The following is a 16,157-nucleotide window of genomic DNA, read 5'->3' on the forward strand; positions in this document are numbered from 1 at the left end:
CCCATGAAGTTGTACGCCCGTGATGCCCATCTCGATCTCTCTTTTCCCCATGTGATGGGTATTTTAAATGTCACGCCGGACTCCTTCTCTGATGGTGGAAAGCATAATTCGCTGGTAGAGGCGCTGACGCACACCAATGAGATGGTGAATGCAGGGGCAACCATCATTGACGTCGGTGGTGAGTCAACCCGGCCGGGCGCAGATGAGGTCAGCGTTGAGGAAGAGCTGGCGCGCGTGATTCCTGTGGTCGAAGCGATAGCTCAGCGTTTTGAAGTCTGGATCTCTGTCGATACCTCAAAGGCTGACGTGATCCGTGAAGCAGCGCGAGCAGGTGCTCACATCATTAACGACATTCGTTCCTTATCTGAGCCGGGCGCGCTGCAAGCCGCCGTCGAGGCAAATCTGCCTGTCTGCCTGATGCATATGCAGGGCGAGCCACGCACCATGCAGCAGGCTCCGGAATATCAAAATGTAGTGAGCGAAGTGGATGCTTACTTCGTCGAGCAGATTGCTCGCTGCGAAGCCGCCGGAATGAAAAAAGCCAATCTGCTGCTCGACCCTGGCTTCGGTTTCGGTAAGAATCTCAGCCACAATTATGAGCTGCTGGCTCATTTGAGCCATTTTCACCACTTTGAACTGCCGCTGCTGGTAGGCATGTCGCGTAAGTCAATGATTGGTCAGCTGCTGAATGTTGGCCCCTCGCAGCGCCTGACGGGCAGCCTGACCTGCGCGACAATTGCCGCTATGCAGGGTGCGCAGATCATTCGTGTGCATGATGTAAAAGAGACGGTCGAGGCGATGCGCGTTGTCGAAGCGACACAGCGAGCAAAAGGATAAATAAGGCATGAGTAATCGTAAATATTTCGGCACAGATGGTATTCGCGGCAAGGTTGGCGAAGCGCCTATCACCCCTGACTTTGTACTGAAGCTGGGCTGGGCGGCCGGTAAGGTGCTGGCGCGCCACGGCTCTAAAAAAGTGCTGATTGGCAAAGATACCCGTATCTCAGGTTATATGCTGGAATCGGCACTGGAAGCTGGTCTGGCCGCGGCGGGACTGTCTGCGGCGTTTACCGGCCCAATGCCGACGCCTGCCATCGCCTATCTGACGCGCACCTTTCGTGCGGAAGCCGGTATTGTGATCTCTGCCTCCCATAATCCGTTTGACGATAACGGCATTAAATTCTTCTCTGCGGAGGGCACCAAGCTACCGGATGAGGTTGAAGAGGCGATAGAGCTGGAGATGGAGAAGCCGCTCACCTGCGTTGAATCCGCCGAACTGGGTCGCGCCAGCCGCATTGTGGACGCCGCAGGGCGTTATATCGAATTTTGCAAAGGCACTTTCCCCAGTGAACTGAGCCTGAACGGTCTGAAGATTGTGGTCGATTGCGCCAACGGTGCTACCTATCACATTGCGCCGAATGTATTGCGTGAACTGGGCGCAACCGTCATCGCCATCGCGACGCAGCCGGATGGTATGAATATCAATAAGGAGTGTGGTGCGACCGACTTGCGTATGCTGCAGCAGCGCGTGCTGGCAGAGAAGGCCGACCTGGGACTGGCCTATGATGGCGATGGCGATCGCATCATGATGGTAGATCATCTGGGCGCGAAAGTAGATGGCGATCAAATCCTCTATATCATCGCACGTGAAGGCTTACGTCAGGGGCAGCTGCGTGGCGGGGTGGTTGGCACGCTGATGAGCAATATGGGCCTTGAGCTGGCGCTGAAGCAGCTGGGTATTCCTTTTGCTCGTGCCAAAGTTGGCGACCGCTACGTGCTGGAGAAGATGAAAGAGAAGCAGTGGCGTCTCGGTGCAGAAAACTCCGGTCACGTTATTCTGTTGGATAAAACCACCACCGGCGACGGCATTGTTGCAAGTTTGCAGGTACTTACTGCGATGGTACGTAACCATATGAGCCTGCATGATCTATGCAGCGGCATGAAAATGCTGCCGCAGGTGCTGGTCAATGTGCGCTTTAGTGGATCGGGCGATCCGCTGGAAGATGACGCGGTAAAAAGCGTCACGGCGGAAGTCGAAAAAACGCTGGCAGGGCGCGGACGCGTGCTGCTGCGTAAATCGGGCACCGAGCCGCTTATTCGTGTGATGGTCGAAGGTGAAAATGAAGCGCAGGTCACTGAACTGGCACATCGTATTGCCGAGCAGGTGAAAGCCGTTTAAGCCGCAAACGGCGGTCGGTTTTGCGCCGAACCGCCGTTAAAATCATCAGGATGGCGCTTTTTTCCGCAGTCAGCTGTATCAACGAAAATTGCGCTTGCAGAGGGGTACACCTTTGGTTAGTATTCACACCCGCTTCTGATGGGTGATGACGACACGGCCCATCTATACTGGCTGAAGCTTAACTGTGCGATTATCGCGCAAGGAACAGGTTGATTATGTACGAAGCTCTTTTAGTTATTTTCCTTATTGTGGCCATCGCCCTTGTGGGTCTGATTATGCTGCAGCAAGGTAAAGGCGCTGATATGGGAGCCTCATTCGGTGCAGGCGCATCCGCAACGCTGTTTGGTTCTACGGGTTCAGGTAATTTTATGACTCGCATGACCGGCATTCTCGCGGCACTGTTCTTCATCATCAGCCTGGTTCTGGGTAACCTGAACACCAATAAGACTTCGAAGGGAAGCGAGTGGGAAAATCTGTCTGCGCCGGCTCAGTCAACACAGAGTCAGCCTGCACAACCGGCCGCGCCGGGTAACGATATCCCGAAATAAGTTCGTCAATGCTTGCGACGCGACAGACTCAGGTCGCTGTCCATGAAGTGCCGAGGTGGTGGAATTGGTAGACACGCTACCTTGAGGTGGTAGTGCCCGATTGGGCTTACGGGTTCAAGTCCCGTCCTCGGTACCAAATCTGGTTTTACTTGCAAATATCGCAAGATCAGCGTAACATTCGTCACGTTTTCGGACGCGGGGTGGAGCAGCCTGGTAGCTCGTCGGGCTCATAACCCGAAGGTCGTCGGTTCAAATCCGGCCCCCGCAACCACTTTCCCTTAGAGTTCTTTTTCAAATATACTGTATGCATCGACGGGCGCATCGCAGTGAGTTTTGAAAAAAATTCTTCTGGACGGTGCCGAGCCGCATAGCGGCGTACAGGGTCCAGTCACAAAAAGCCCCGAATTTTCGGGGTTTTTTGTTATCAGGAAATCGCATCACTGGGCTATTAAGCCCTTTTTTTATGTCTTGGGGGTGGGCTTGTCCACATTAGAGCAAAAATTGACAGAGTTGGTATCGGCTCCGGTAGAAGCGCTCGGCTACGAACTGGTTGGTATTGAATTCGTTCGCGGTCGCACATCAACCCTGCGCATCTATATTGATAGTGAAGATGGCATCAATGTCGACGATTGCGCGGATGTCAGCCACCAGGTAAGCGCGGTGTTTGATGTGGAAGATCCCATCACTGTGCCTTACAACCTTGAAGTCTCCTCACCGGGACTGGATCGCCCTATGTTTACCGCCGAACACTATGAGCGGTTTGCAGGCGAAGAAGTCAGTCTGGTTCTGCGCATGGCGGTACAAAACCGTCGCAAATGGCAGGGCATCATCAAGTCGGTTGAAGGCGAGATGATCACGGTGACCGTTGAGGGTAAAGATGAGGTGTTCGCGCTGAGTAATATTCAGAAAGCGAACCTGGTCCCCCACTTTTAAAAGTCCGGATTGAGGCTAACCAGGATGAACAAAGAGATCTTAGCTGTTGTAGAAGCCGTTTCTAACGAAAAAGCCCTGCCGCGTGAGAAAATCTTCGAAGCGCTGGAGAGCGCGCTGGCAACTGCAACAAAGAAGAAGTATGAGCAAGAGATTGACGTTCGCGTCAGCATCGATCGCAAAAGCGGCGACTTCGATACTTTCCGTCGTTGGGAAATCGTAGAAGAAGTGACCCAGCCGACGCGTGAGATTACGCTGGAAGCAGCTCGCTTCGAGGATGAAGCGTTCAATCTGGGCGACTATGTTGAAGACCAGATCGAATCGGTCACCTTTGACCGTATCACTACCCAGACGGCGAAGCAGGTTATCGTGCAGAAAGTGCGCGAAGCTGAGCGTGCGATGGTGGTCGATCAATTCCGTCAACACGAAGGTGATATCATCACTGGCGTGGTGAAGAAGGTAAATCGCGACAACATTACGCTGGACCTCGGCAGCAATGCTGAAGCCGTGATTCTGCGTGAAGATATGCTGCCGCGTGAAAACTTCCGCCCAGGCGACCGCATTCGCGGCGTGCTTTACGCCGTACGTCCGGAAGCGCGCGGCGCGCAACTGTTTGTGACGCGTTCTAAGCCGGAGATGCTGATCGAACTGTTCCGCATCGAGGTGCCAGAAATTGGCGAAGAAGTCATCGAAATCAAAGCGGCGGCTCGCGATCCGGGTTCACGCGCTAAAATTGCGGTGAAAACCAATGACAAACGTATCGATCCGGTTGGTGCTTGTGTTGGTATGCGCGGCGCGCGCGTCCAGGCGGTCTCAAGCGAACTTGGCGGCGAGCGTATTGATATTGTGCTGTGGGACGATAACCCGGCGCAGTTTGTAATTAACGCCATGGCTCCGGCCGACGTGGCGTCAATTGTGGTTGATGAAGATAACCACACCATGGATATCGCTGTTGAAGCCGGCAATCTGGCTCAGGCGATTGGCCGTAACGGCCAAAACGTGCGTCTGGCTTCCCAGCTAAGCGGTTGGGAGCTGAACGTGATGACCGTCGATGATCTGCAGGCGAAACACCAGGCCGAAGCGCATGCTGCTATTGATATGTTTACTAAACATCTCGACATCGACGAAGAGTTCGCCACCGTACTGGTGGAAGAGGGCTTCTCTTCGCTGGAAGAGCTGGCATACGTGCCAATCAACGAGCTGCTGGACGTTGATGGTCTGGACGAAGAGACCGTAGAAGCCCTGCGTGAACGAGCCAAAAATGCGTTAACCACCCTGGCGCTGGCGAAAGAAGAGAGCCGTGGAAATCAGGAGCCTGCTGAGGATCTTCTGAATCTTGAGGGTCTCGATCGTGCGCTGGCGTATCGCCTGGCAGCGAAAGGCGTTTGCACGCTGGAAGATCTCGCTGAGCAAGGTGTCGACGACCTGACAGATATTGAAGGGCTGAACGATGAACAAGCCGGCGCGCTGATTATGGCTGCGCGAAATATCTGCTGGTTCGGCGATGACGCGTAATAACAGGAAGGAACAGCATGACAGATGTAACCGTAAAATCGCTGGCCGCAGAGATTCAGACCCCGGTCGATCGCCTGGTTCAGCAATTTGCTGACGCAGGGATCCGCAAGTCGGAGAACGACGCGGTCACGCAGCAAGAGAAAGAAACTTTACTGTCTCACCTCAATCGCGAGCATGGTCAGACCGGCTCAGGCAAGTTAACATTGCAGCGTAAGACACGCAGTACCTTGAATATCCCAGGCACCGGGGGTAAAAGTAAATCGGTGCAAATCGAAGTCCGCAAAAAGCGCACCTATGTAAAAGGTGATGCAGAAGCTGAACAGGCAGAAGCAGAAGCCCAGGCTCAGCGTGAAGCGGAAGAAAAGGCGCAACGCGAGGCAGAAGAACAAGCCCGTCGCGAAGCTGAAGAAAAAGCGCAACGTGAAGCCGAAGAGAAAGCCAAGCGCGAAGCCGCTGAAAAGGCGAAGCGTGAAGCAGCGGAAAAAGAAAAAGTGACGAATCATCAAACCGACGATATGACCAAGGCTGCGCAGTCTGATAAAGCCCGTCGCGAAGCGGAAGCGGCTGAACTGAAGCGTAAAGCGGAAGAGGAAGCGCGCCGTAAGCTGGAAGAAGACGCTCGCCGCGTCGCTGAAGAAGCGCGCCGTCTGGCCGAAGAGAAATCAGCTGAGTGGGAGAAACCTGAGGAAGAGGATAAAGGCGACTATCACGTCACTACCTCAACTCATGCCCGCCAGGCCGAAGACGAAAACGACCGCCAGGTAGAAGCGGGCCGCGCACGTGCGCGTACCACGGCGAAGGCGACACGTCCGGCGAAAAAAGGAAACAAGCACTCTGAAGCCAAGACCGATCGTGAAGAAGCTCGTGCGCAGGTTCGCGGCGGCAAAGGTGGTAAACACCGTAAACCAAGCGCTCTGCAGCAAGGCTTCAACAAACCTGCTCAGGTTGTTAACCGTGACGTCATCATCGGCGAAACCATCACCGTAGCCGAACTGGCTAACAAAATGGCGGTGAAAGGTTCGCAGGTCATCAAAGCGATGATGAAGATGGGCGCGATGGCAACCATCAACCAGGTTATCGACCAGGAAACAGCCCAGCTGGTTGCGGAAGAGATGGGTCACAAAGTGATCCTGCGCCGCGAGAACGAGCTGGAAGAAGCGGTAATGAGTGACCGTGATACCGATGCTGCGCAGGAATCGCGCGCGCCGGTCGTGACCATCATGGGTCACGTTGACCACGGTAAAACCTCACTGCTGGACTACATCCGTTCAACCAAAGTCGCCTCTGGCGAAGCGGGCGGTATTACCCAGCACATCGGTGCCTACCACGTCGAAACTGACAACGGCATGATCACCTTCCTGGATACCCCGGGCCACGCCGCGTTTACCGCAATGCGTGCACGTGGTGCACAGGCGACTGACATCGTTATTCTCGTGGTTGCGGCTGACGACGGCGTGATGCCACAGACCATCGAAGCTATCCAGCACGCGAAAGCGGCCGGTGTGCCGGTTGTGGTTGCGGTGAACAAAATCGATAAGCCAGAAGCCGATCCGGATCGCGTGAAGAACGAGCTGACCCAGTACGGCATCATTCCGGAAGAGTGGGGCGGCGAAAACATGTTCGTCAACGTCTCTGCAAAAGCCGGTACGGGTATCGATGACCTGTTGAATGTAATCCTGCTGCAGGCGGAAGTTCTGGAGCTGACCGCTATCCGCGAAGGTATGGCGAGCGGCGTGGTGATCGAATCCTTCCTGGATAAAGGTCGTGGTCCGGTTGCTACCGTGCTGGTACGCGAAGGTACGCTGAACAAGGGCGACATCGTGCTGTGCGGTTTTGAATATGGCCGTGTGCGTGCGATGCGTGACGAACTGGGTCGCGAAGTGCTGGAAGCAGGTCCGTCCATTCCAGTGGAAATCCTCGGCCTGTCTGGCGTGCCAGCAGCGGGTGATGAAGCTACTGTCGTACGTGACGAGAAGAAAGCGCGTGAAGTGGCACTCTACCGTCAGGGCAAGTTCCGCGAAGTGAAGCTGGCGCGTCAGCAGAAGGCGAAGCTGGAAAACATGTTCGCCAACATGACCGAAGGCGAAGTTTCCGAGCTGAACATCGTCCTGAAGTCCGACGTACAGGGTTCCGTAGAAGCCATCTCCGACTCGCTGCTGAAACTCTCCACCGACGAAGTGAAGGTGAAGATTATTGGTTCGGGCGTAGGGGGCATCACCGAAACCGACGCCACGCTGGCTGCCGCCTCTAATGCCATCATCCTTGGCTTTAACGTGCGTGCCGATGCCTCTGCACGTCGCGTCATTGATGCTGAAAGCGTTGACCTGCGTTACTACTCCGTCATCTATAACCTGATTGATGAAGTAAAAGCAGCGATGAGCGGTATGCTGGCTCCGGAATTCAAACAGCAGATTATCGGTCTGGCTGAAGTGCGTGACGTGTTCAAGTCACCGAAATTCGGCGCGATTGCGGGCTGTATGGTTACCGAAGGCAACATCAAGCGTCACAACCCGATCCGCGTTCTGCGCGACAACGTGGTTATCTATGAAGGCGAGCTGGAATCTCTGCGTCGCTTCAAAGATGACGTCAACGAAGTGCGTAACGGCATGGAGTGTGGTATCGGCGTGAAGAACTACAACGACGTTCGCGTTGGCGATATGATCGAAGTGTTCGAAGTCATTGAAGTTAAGCGCACCATCGACTAAGTATTAAACGATGGATTGCAATTTGGGAGGCCGCTGGCCTCCCGAATTATTTTGGAGAGATGATTATGGCGAAAGAATTTGGCCGTCCTCAGCGCGTGTCGCAGGAGCTTCAAAAAGAGATCGCAATCATTCTGCAGCGTGAGATCAAAGATCCGCGTCTTGGCATGATGGTAACGGTATCGGGTGTGGAAGTGTCGCGCGATCTCGCTTATGCCAAAGTGTTTGTCACCTTCCTCAATGACCAGGATGAGGATGCGGTGAAAAATGGCCTGAAGGCACTGAAAGAGGCCTCGGGCTACATCCGTATTTTGCTCGGCAAGGCAATGCGTCTGCGCATCGTGCCGGAGCTGACCTTCTTCTACGACAATTCACTGATAGAAGGTATGCGCATGTCGAACCTGGTTTCTAACGTGATCAGGAACGATGTCGAGCGCCGCGGGGAAAACCCGGCGGACGATGACAAGGAGGACTGATGAGTCGTCCTCGTCGTCGCGGTCGCGACGTCCATGGCGTGTTCCTGCTCGACAAGCAGCAGGGCGCGTCGTCTAACGATGTGCTGCAAAAAGTTAAACGCCTGTTTAACGCTAACAAAGCGGGCCACACGGGTGCGCTTGATCCGCTGGCAACCGGCATGCTGCCTGTTTGCCTCGGAGAGGCGACAAAATTTTCCCAGTATCTGCTCGACTCCGACAAGCGCTATCGCGTTATTGCCCGCCTTGGCGAGCGCACCGATACCTCTGACGCCGACGGCAACCTTATTGAAACCCGGCCGGTAACATTCAGCCAGCGCGAGCTGGACGCGGCGCTAGAGAGCTTCCGCGGCGAGACCATGCAGGTGCCAACAATGTTTTCGGCGCTAAAGTATCAGGGTCGCAAGCTGTATGAGTATGCGCGTGAAGGGATTACCGTGCCGCGCGAAGCGCGGCCGATCACCGTGTTCGAACTGCAGTTTATTCGCTGGGAAGGTAACGAGCTGGAGCTGGAAATTCACGTTTCCAAAGGCACCTATATTCGCACCATCATCGATGATCTGGGCGAAAAGCTTGGCTGTGGTGCGCATGTCATTATGCTGCGTCGCCTTCAGGTAGCACGCTATCCGATCGAAAGGATGATGACCCTGGAGCAGCTTCAGGCGCTGGCGGCAACGGTCAACGCGGCGGAAACGCCAGATTATGCGCCGCTTGATGCCTTGTTACTGCCTATGGACAGCCCGGCAGAAGATTTTCCGGTGGTAAATCTGCCCGCGTCCGTGGCGGTCTTTTTCAAGCAGGGTATGCCGGTTCAGGCGGCAGATGTGCCGCCGCAAGGACTGGTGCGCGTCACGGAAGGTGAGGAGCGCAAATTTATCGGCATGGCTGAAATTGCCGCTGACGGTCGCGTAGCGCCGCGTCGTCTGGTGGTAGAGTTTCCCGCCTAAATACTCCCTGCCAAAACAGTTCACGGCGCATTTGCGTTGCTATCTGGCGGAGAGTAGAATAGTGCGGCTTTAAAGCGGGTAGCTGAATTAGAGATCGGCACCCATACATTCATTTATTACTGGAGTTTATTATGTCTCTAAGCGTAGAAGCTAAAGCAGAGATCGTTGCTAAATACGGTCGTGGTGCTAACGACAGCGGTTCAACTGAAGTTCAGGTTGCTCTGCTGACTGCTCAGATTAACCACCTGCAGGGTCACTTCTCTGAGCACAAAAAAGACCACCACAGCCGTCGCGGTCTGCTGCGCATGGTATCTCAGCGTCGTAAGCTGCTGGACTACCTGAAGCGTAAAGACGTTGCTCGCTACACCAGCCTGATCGAAAGCCTGGGTCTGCGTCGCTAAGTCTGAAGAATCTGATCAAAGAAGTAGTGCAGACAACCTGCAAAAAAACGCGTCTTACGATCAGATTCGTGCGAGTTTCACGAAAAGGGGGCCTTTATGGCCCCTTTTTTCGAGCAATGCGCAGCAATCCGGACCAAACTCATGTATTGTTGCTGAGAGTGATCTTCGCTTGCAGAGGTTCGCGCGGCTAATGAGAGGCTTTACCGCAGATTCGGTTAAAGGTTGTCATTAGTCGCGAGGATGCAACTGAAGATCGGTAATCCATGGCACGCCAGAAAGGCGTTGCCCCGAAGTTAAGGAATTCATCTTGCTGAACCCGATCGTACGTCAATTCCAATATGGTCAGCATACCGTCACGCTGGAAACCGGCATGATGGCACGCCAGGCCACTGCAGCCGTTATGGTCAGCATGGACGACACTGCTGTTTTCGTTACCGTTGTTGGCCAGAAAAAAGCAAAAGCTGGTCAGGACTTCTTCCCGCTGACCGTAAACTACCAGGAGCGTACCTACGCTGCCGGTCGTATTCCGGGGAGCTTCTTCCGTCGTGAAGGTCGTCCAAGCGAAGGCGAAACTCTGATTGCGCGTCTGATTGACCGCCCGGTTCGTCCGCTGTTCCCGGAAGGCTTCGTAAACGAAGTTCAGGTTATCGCCACCGTTGTCTCTGTTAACCCACAGGTTAACCCGGACATCGTTGCTATGATTGGTGCATCCGCTGCGCTGTCGCTGTCAGGTATTCCGTTCAACGGCCCAATTGGTGCCGCACGCGTGGGTTATATCAACGATCAGTACGTGCTGAACCCGACCGCTGACGAAATCAAACAGTCTCGTCTGGATCTGGTGGTTGCCGGTACGCAGAACGCCGTGCTGATGGTTGAATCTGAAGCTGACATCCTGACTGAAGATCAGATGCTGGGCGCAGTGGTGTTCGGCCACGAACAGCAGCAGGTTGTTATCGACAATATCAACTCTCTGGTTGCAGAAGCGGGTAAACCGCGCTGGGACTGGCAGCCAGAAGCTGCTAACGACGCGCTGATTGCACGCGTGGCGGCACTGGCTGAAGCACGCATCAGCGATGCCTACCGCATCACCGACAAGCAAGAGCGTTACGCACAGGTTGGCGTCATCAAAGATGAAACCATTGCTGCGCTGCTGGCGGAAGATGAGACGCTGGATGACGCTGAAATCGGCGACATCGTTCACAGCCTGGAAAAGAAAGTGGTTCGTACCCGTATTCTTAACGGTGAACCGCGCATCGATGGTCGTGAAAAAGATATGATCCGTGGTCTGGACGTGCGCACGGGCGTACTGCCGCGTACCCACGGTTCTTCACTGTTCACCCGTGGTGAAACGCAGGCGCTGGTTGCCGCTACGCTGGGTACCGCGCGTGATGCGCAGAACCTGGATGAGTTGATGGGCGAACGTACCGACAGCTTCCTGTTCCACTATAACTTCCCTCCGTACTCTGTGGGTGAAACCGGTATGGTTGGTTCGCCGAAGCGTCGTGAAATCGGCCACGGCCGTCTGGCGAAGCGCGGCGTACTGGCAGTGATGCCGAAGCAGGAAGATTTCCCGTACACCGTTCGCGTTGTTTCTGAAATCACCGAGTCTAACGGCTCCTCTTCCATGGCCTCCGTCTGTGGTGCTTCTCTGGCGCTGATGGATGCGGGCGTGCCGATTAAGGCAGCCGTTGCGGGTATCGCAATGGGCCTGGTGAAAGAAGAAGAGAAGTTTGTTGTACTCTCTGACATCCTCGGCGACGAAGATCACCTCGGCGACATGGACTTTAAAGTGGCCGGTAGCCGTGAAGGTATCACCGCGCTGCAGATGGACATCAAGATCGAAGGCATCACCCGCGAAATCATGCAGGTTGCGCTGAATCAGGCCAAAGGTGCACGTTTGCACATTCTGGGCGTGATGGAGCAGGCAATCAGCACGCCGCGTCAGGAGATCTCTGAGTTCGCACCGCGCATTTACACCATCAAGATCAATTCAGACAAGATCAAAGATGTGATTGGTAAAGGCGGTTCTGTGATCCGTGCGCTGACCGAAGAGACCGGCACCACCATCGAAATCGAAGACGACGGCACCGTGAAAATCGCGGCAACCGACGGTCTGAAGGCAAAAGAGGCGATCCGTCGCATCGAAGAAATTACTGCTGAAATCGAAGTGGGCCGCATTTACTCTGGTAAAGTCACCCGCATCGTTGACTTCGGTGCCTTCGTCGCTATCGGCGGTGGTAAAGAAGGTCTGGTGCACATCTCTCAGATCGCAGACAAGCGCGTTGAGAAAGTGACTGATTACCTGCAGATGGGTCAGGAAGTACCGGTGAAGGTACTGGAAGTGGACCGTCAGGGCCGCGTCCGTCTGAGCATCAAAGAAGCGACAGAGTCTAAGCCTCAGGCTGAAGACGCTGCCGTGACCAGCGCGCCAGACGCAGAGTAATTCCCTGTTTGCCTCTCCCGCTCCTCAGGGAAGGGGGAGGCATTTGTGTCATCGCGAGGGCAGGAATCCTTGTGCACAGCAGCCGGATGACAGGAGCGTTATCCTAATGTTTGTATTCGGGAGTGGGAAATGAAGCCTTTTTTGCGCTGGTGTTTTGTTGCGACAGCTCTCACGCTGGCAGGATGCAGCAATTCCAATTGGCGTAAGAACGAAGTTCTTGCAGTACCTTTACAGCCCACACTGCAGCAGGAAGTGATTCTGGCACGCATGGAACAAATTCTTGCCAGTCGCGCCCTTACCGATGATGAACGCGCACAGCTGTTATATGAGCGCGGAGTGTTGTATGATAGTCTCGGTCTGAGGGCACTGGCGCGGAACGATTTCTCGCAAGCGCTGTCTATAAGACCTGATATGCCGGAAGTGTTTAACTATCTCGGCATATATTTAACGCAGGCAGGCAATTTTGATGCTGCCTATGAAGCGTTTGATTCTGTACTTGAGCTTGATCCAACTTACAATTATGCGCATTTAAACCGTGGTATCGCCCTCTATTACGGCGGTCGATACAAGTTAGCGCAAGATGATCTGCTGGCGTTTTATCAAGACGATCCCAACGATCCTTTCCGCAGCCTGTGGCTCTACCTCGACGAAAGCGAGATGGATGCTGACAAGGCAAAAGTGGCGCTGCAGCAGCGTTACGACAAAGCGGCGCGTGATCAATGGGGATGGAACATTGTCGAATTCTACCTTGGCGACATCAGTGAAAGCACGCTGATGGAACGTCTCAAGGCAGACGCAACGGATAACACCTCGCTCGCTGAACATCTCAGTGAAACCAACTTCTATTTAGGTAAGCACTACCTAAGTCTGGGGGAGAAGGACAACGCGAAAGCGCTGTTCAAACTGGCGGTGGCCAACAACGTCAATAACTTTGTTGAACACCGATACGCATTGTTGGAACTGGCGCAACTCGGCCAGACACAAGACGATTTATCAGAATCTGACCAGCAATAGCTGACGAACTTTTATTGCCTGTAACACCTGTAAAGTCATCATCTTCCAGGATGAGGGCTTTTCTGTTCGTCAAAACTTCTAATTTGAGCCGGTTCACACTTTTTGATGAAAATGACTGAAAATTTTCACGACGAGTTATGTAGACTGGCCGCCGAAATCTAAGAGGCACGTGTACTACATGACTGATATTCAAACCACTTTTGCTGATCTGGGCCTGAACGCCGACATCCTCGAATCACTGAACGGCATGGGCTATGTTAAGCCTTCTCCGATCCAGGCTGAGTGTATTCCTCACCTGCTGGCGGGCCGTGATGTACTGGGTATGGCGCAGACCGGTAGTGGTAAAACGGCGGCGTTCTCGCTGCCGCTGCTTAACAACATCGATCCTTCTCTGCGCGCACCGCAGATCCTGGTGCTGGCACCGACCCGCGAGCTGGCGGTTCAGGTTGCTGAAGCGATGACTGAATTTTCTAAACACATGCGTGGTGTTAACGTTGTTGCCTTATACGGCGGTCAACGTTATGACGTGCAGCTGCGCGCGCTGCGTCAGGGCCCGCAAATCGTGGTGGGCACTCCGGGTCGTCTGCTCGACCACCTGAAACGCGGTACGCTTGATCTCTCCAACCTGCGTGGTCTGGTGCTGGATGAAGCGGACGAAATGCTGCGTATGGGCTTCATTGAAGACGTTGAAACCATCATGGCGCAGATTCCGGAAGGCCATCAGACCGCACTGTTCTCTGCAACCATGCCGGAAGCGATTCGTCGTATTACCAAGCGTTTCATGAAAGATCCGCAGGAAGTACGCATTCAGTCCAGCATCACGACGCGCCCGGACATCAGCCAGTCTTACTGGACGGCATATGGCCGCAAAACTGACGCGCTGGTACGCTTCCTCGAAGCAGAAGACTTTGATGCAGCCATCATTTTCGTACGTACCAAAAACGCAACGCTGGAAGTGGCGGAAGCGCTGGAGCGTAACGGTTACAACAGTGCCGCACTGAACGGTGACATGAACCAGGCGCTGCGTGAGCAGACTCTGGAGCGCCTGAAAGATGGCCGTCTTGATATCCTGATCGCCACCGACGTTGCGGCGCGTGGTCTGGACGTTGAGCGCATCAGCCTGGTTGTTAACTATGACATCCCGCTGGACGCGGAGTCTTACGTTCACCGTATCGGTCGTACCGGCCGTGCAGGCCGTGCAGGCCGTGCGATTCTGTTCGTAGAGAACCGTGAACGTCGTCTGCTGCGCAACATTGAGCGCACCATGAAGCTGACCATTCCAGAAGTGGAGCTGCCGAACGCTGAACTGCTGGGCACCCGTCGTCTGGCGAAGTTCGCTTCACGCGTCCAGCAGCAGCTGGAAAGCAGCGATCTGGACCAGTATCGCGCACTGCTGGAAAAACTCTCTCCGCAGGGTGAAGAAGAGCTGGATATGGAAACGCTGGCCGCTGCGCTGCTGAAAATGGCACAGGGCGAACGTCCGCTGATCGTACAGCCGGATGCACCGCGTCCGCCACGTCGTGAATACCGCGATCGTGACGATCGTCGTGATGACCGTCGCTCACCTCGTGAAGCACGTGATGGCGGCGATCGTCCGCGTCGTGAGCGTCGTGACGTGGGTGAGATGGAGCTGTATCGCATCGAAGTAGGCCGCGATGATGGTGTTGAAGTTCGTCATATCGTTGGTGCTATCGCTAACGAAGGCGACATCAGCAGCCGTTACATCGGTAACATTAAGCTGTTCGGTACGCACTCAACCATCGAACTGCCGAAAGGTATGCCGGGCGACATCCTGCAGCACTTCACCCGCACGCGTATTCTCAACAAACCGATGAATATGCAACTGCTGGGCGATGCACAGCCCCACACCGAAGCACGCGGCGAACGTCGTGGCGGCGGTCGTGATTTCGGCGGTGAGCGTCGTGGCGGCGGCAACCGTGAAGGCGGTCGTGAAGGTGGACGTCGTTTCTCTTCCGAACGTCGTGAAGGTGGACGCGGCAGCTTCAGCCGTGAAGGCGGTCGTGGTCCGCGTCGCGAAGAGGGTGGTGCAGCTGCGCCGCGTCGTCGCGAGTTCTAATCATCAGCCATGCTGACAGATAAAAAGGGAAGCCTTCGGGCTTCCCTTTTTTTTGCTTTACGCCCCACCCGCAATCAGTATGCGCTCGCCGCTGACATAGGCAGCCTCCTCGGAAGCAAGAAACAGCGCTACCTGTGCCACATCCTCCGGTAGACCAAACCGCCCAAGCGGTGTGGCCGCCAGCAGTTGCGCCTTTAGCTGGGGATTCAGTTTTTTCGCAGCCAGCAACCCCTCTGTCATGATGATGCCGGGTGCCAGCGCATTGACGCGGATATGGCGTGGTCCCAGCTCGCGCGCCAGCCCCTGCGTCAGCGTGTCGATTGCGCCTTTTGTGGTCGCCCAGAGTACCGAACCGGGCGTGCTCTGCTGACTGTCAAGCGCACTCAGATTGATAATGCAGCCGCCCTGGTTGGGAAAGCGCAACGCCGCCTGCTGACAAACCAGCAGCGTGCCCAGTACATTGACGCTGAGCTGCTGCTGCATGTCAGACAGGCTCAGCTCACCAAAGGCGCCATGGTGAAACTGACCAGCATTATTAACGACAATATCGGGTACGCCAAAATTTGCTTCTGCACTATCGAACAGGCGCATGACATCGGCTTCACGGGAAACATCTGCCTGAATCGCCACGCCGTCGCTGCCCAGTGTGCGAATGTCGCTTACCACATCTGCCGCGCCGACCTCGTCCTGGAGATAATTCACCACCACGCGCGCTCCGGCCGCGGCATAGGTCGTTGCGATTGCCGCGCCAATCCCTTTTGAGCCGCCCGTGACCAGCGCAATTTTTCCTTCAAGTGCTTTCATATCGTCTCTCCACTTGATTATCGCGTTTGCAAAATATGCGCTTTCAGACTGGCCGGGCGGTAGCGCAATCCTGCAAGTCTCTTGCACGATACTGCAAATCTGGTCGCCGGGCGGCTACGTTATC

Annotated in this window: 14 protein-coding genes and 2 tRNA genes; 15 read left to right on the forward strand and 1 reads right to left on the reverse strand. The window is 54.8% G+C overall.

Annotated elements, in window-relative coordinates; translation table 11 throughout:
- The first annotated feature begins 3 nt into the window (after positions 1 to 3).
- The 15 genes from folP (at position 4) to HP564_RS11795 (ending at position 15,229) form a co-directional block, all read left to right on the forward strand.
- The gene (folP, locus tag HP564_RS11725) at positions 4 to 837 is read left to right on the forward strand and encodes a dihydropteroate synthase (RefSeq protein ID WP_371243188.1); all 834 of its coding nucleotides are present in this window, start codon (positions 4 to 6) and stop codon (positions 835 to 837) included.
- Between the two features lie 7 nt (positions 838 to 844).
- The gene (gene glmM, locus HP564_RS11730) at positions 845 to 2,179 is read left to right on the forward strand and encodes a phosphoglucosamine mutase (RefSeq protein ID WP_371243190.1); all 1,335 of its coding nucleotides are present in this window, start codon (positions 845 to 847) and stop codon (positions 2,177 to 2,179) included.
- Between the two features lie 215 nt (positions 2,180 to 2,394).
- On the forward strand, positions 2,395 to 2,727 hold the full coding sequence (gene secG / locus HP564_RS11735) for a preprotein translocase subunit SecG (protein ID WP_371243192.1): 333 nt from the start codon (positions 2,395 to 2,397) through the stop codon (positions 2,725 to 2,727).
- 49 nt (positions 2,728 to 2,776) lie between these two features.
- Positions 2,777 to 2,863: transfer RNA gene (locus tag HP564_RS11740), tRNA-Leu, on the forward strand.
- Positions 2,864 to 2,921: 58 nt separating this feature from the next.
- Positions 2,922 to 2,998 (forward strand) — tRNA-Met (locus HP564_RS11745).
- Positions 2,999 to 3,207: 209 nt separating this feature from the next.
- Positions 3,208 to 3,660, forward strand: coding sequence for a ribosome maturation factor RimP (gene rimP / locus HP564_RS11750; RefSeq protein WP_371243194.1), 453 nt, complete (start codon positions 3,208 to 3,210; stop codon positions 3,658 to 3,660).
- Between the two features lie 24 nt (positions 3,661 to 3,684).
- Positions 3,685 to 5,172 (forward strand): transcription termination factor NusA, encoded by a 1,488-nt coding sequence (gene nusA, locus HP564_RS11755; protein ID WP_371243196.1) that lies wholly within the window; start codon positions 3,685 to 3,687, stop codon positions 5,170 to 5,172.
- Positions 5,173 to 5,189: 17 nt separating this feature from the next.
- Positions 5,190 to 7,877, forward strand: a complete 2,688-nt coding sequence (gene infB / locus HP564_RS11760) for a translation initiation factor IF-2 (protein ID WP_371243198.1) — start codon at positions 5,190 to 5,192, stop codon at positions 7,875 to 7,877.
- A gap of 65 nt (positions 7,878 to 7,942) precedes the next feature.
- Positions 7,943 to 8,350 carry a 30S ribosome-binding factor RbfA gene (rbfA, locus tag HP564_RS11765; protein WP_371243200.1) on the forward strand — a complete coding sequence of 136 codons (408 nt, stop codon included), beginning with the start codon at positions 7,943 to 7,945 and terminating at the stop codon, positions 8,348 to 8,350.
- The gene (truB, locus tag HP564_RS11770; protein ID WP_371243202.1) at positions 8,350 to 9,294 is read left to right on the forward strand and encodes a tRNA pseudouridine(55) synthase TruB; all 945 of its coding nucleotides are present in this window, start codon (positions 8,350 to 8,352) and stop codon (positions 9,292 to 9,294) included. Before rbfA ends, truB begins: the two co-directional genes overlap by 1 nt.
- A 131-nt stretch (positions 9,295 to 9,425) precedes the next feature.
- Entirely contained in the window at positions 9,426 to 9,695 is a 270-nt protein-coding gene (gene rpsO, locus HP564_RS11775) for a 30S ribosomal protein S15 (RefSeq protein WP_010615981.1), read from the forward strand.
- Positions 9,696 to 10,002: 307 nt separating this feature from the next.
- The gene (pnp, locus tag HP564_RS11780; protein ID WP_371243204.1) at positions 10,003 to 12,138 is read left to right on the forward strand and encodes a polyribonucleotide nucleotidyltransferase; all 2,136 of its coding nucleotides are present in this window, start codon (positions 10,003 to 10,005) and stop codon (positions 12,136 to 12,138) included.
- Between the two features lie 129 nt (positions 12,139 to 12,267).
- Positions 12,268 to 13,152 (forward strand): lipoprotein NlpI, encoded by an 885-nt coding sequence (gene nlpI, locus HP564_RS11785; protein WP_371243206.1) that lies wholly within the window; start codon positions 12,268 to 12,270, stop codon positions 13,150 to 13,152.
- Positions 13,153 to 13,257: 105 nt separating this feature from the next.
- Positions 13,258 to 13,314: a protein YrbN gene (gene yrbN / locus HP564_RS11790; RefSeq protein ID WP_124234005.1), complete on the forward strand. Its 57-nt coding sequence runs from the start codon at positions 13,258 to 13,260 to the stop codon at positions 13,312 to 13,314.
- Positions 13,315 to 13,330: 16 nt separating this feature from the next.
- Positions 13,331 to 15,229, forward strand: coding sequence for a DEAD/DEAH family ATP-dependent RNA helicase (locus tag HP564_RS11795; protein WP_371243208.1), 1,899 nt, complete (start codon positions 13,331 to 13,333; stop codon positions 15,227 to 15,229).
- A 57-nt stretch (positions 15,230 to 15,286) separates the two neighbouring features.
- Here HP564_RS11795 and HP564_RS11800 read toward each other — a convergent pair whose 3' ends face one another.
- Complete coding sequence (locus tag HP564_RS11800) at positions 15,287 to 16,033, reverse strand: SDR family NAD(P)-dependent oxidoreductase (RefSeq protein ID WP_371243210.1); 747 nt, start codon at positions 16,031 to 16,033, stop codon at positions 15,287 to 15,289.
- Positions 16,034 to 16,157: the final 124 nt, after the last annotated feature.

The sequence above is a fragment of the Pantoea sp. KPR_PJ genome (assembly GCF_041386365.1).
Classification (GTDB): domain Bacteria; phylum Pseudomonadota; class Gammaproteobacteria; order Enterobacterales; family Enterobacteriaceae; genus Pantoea.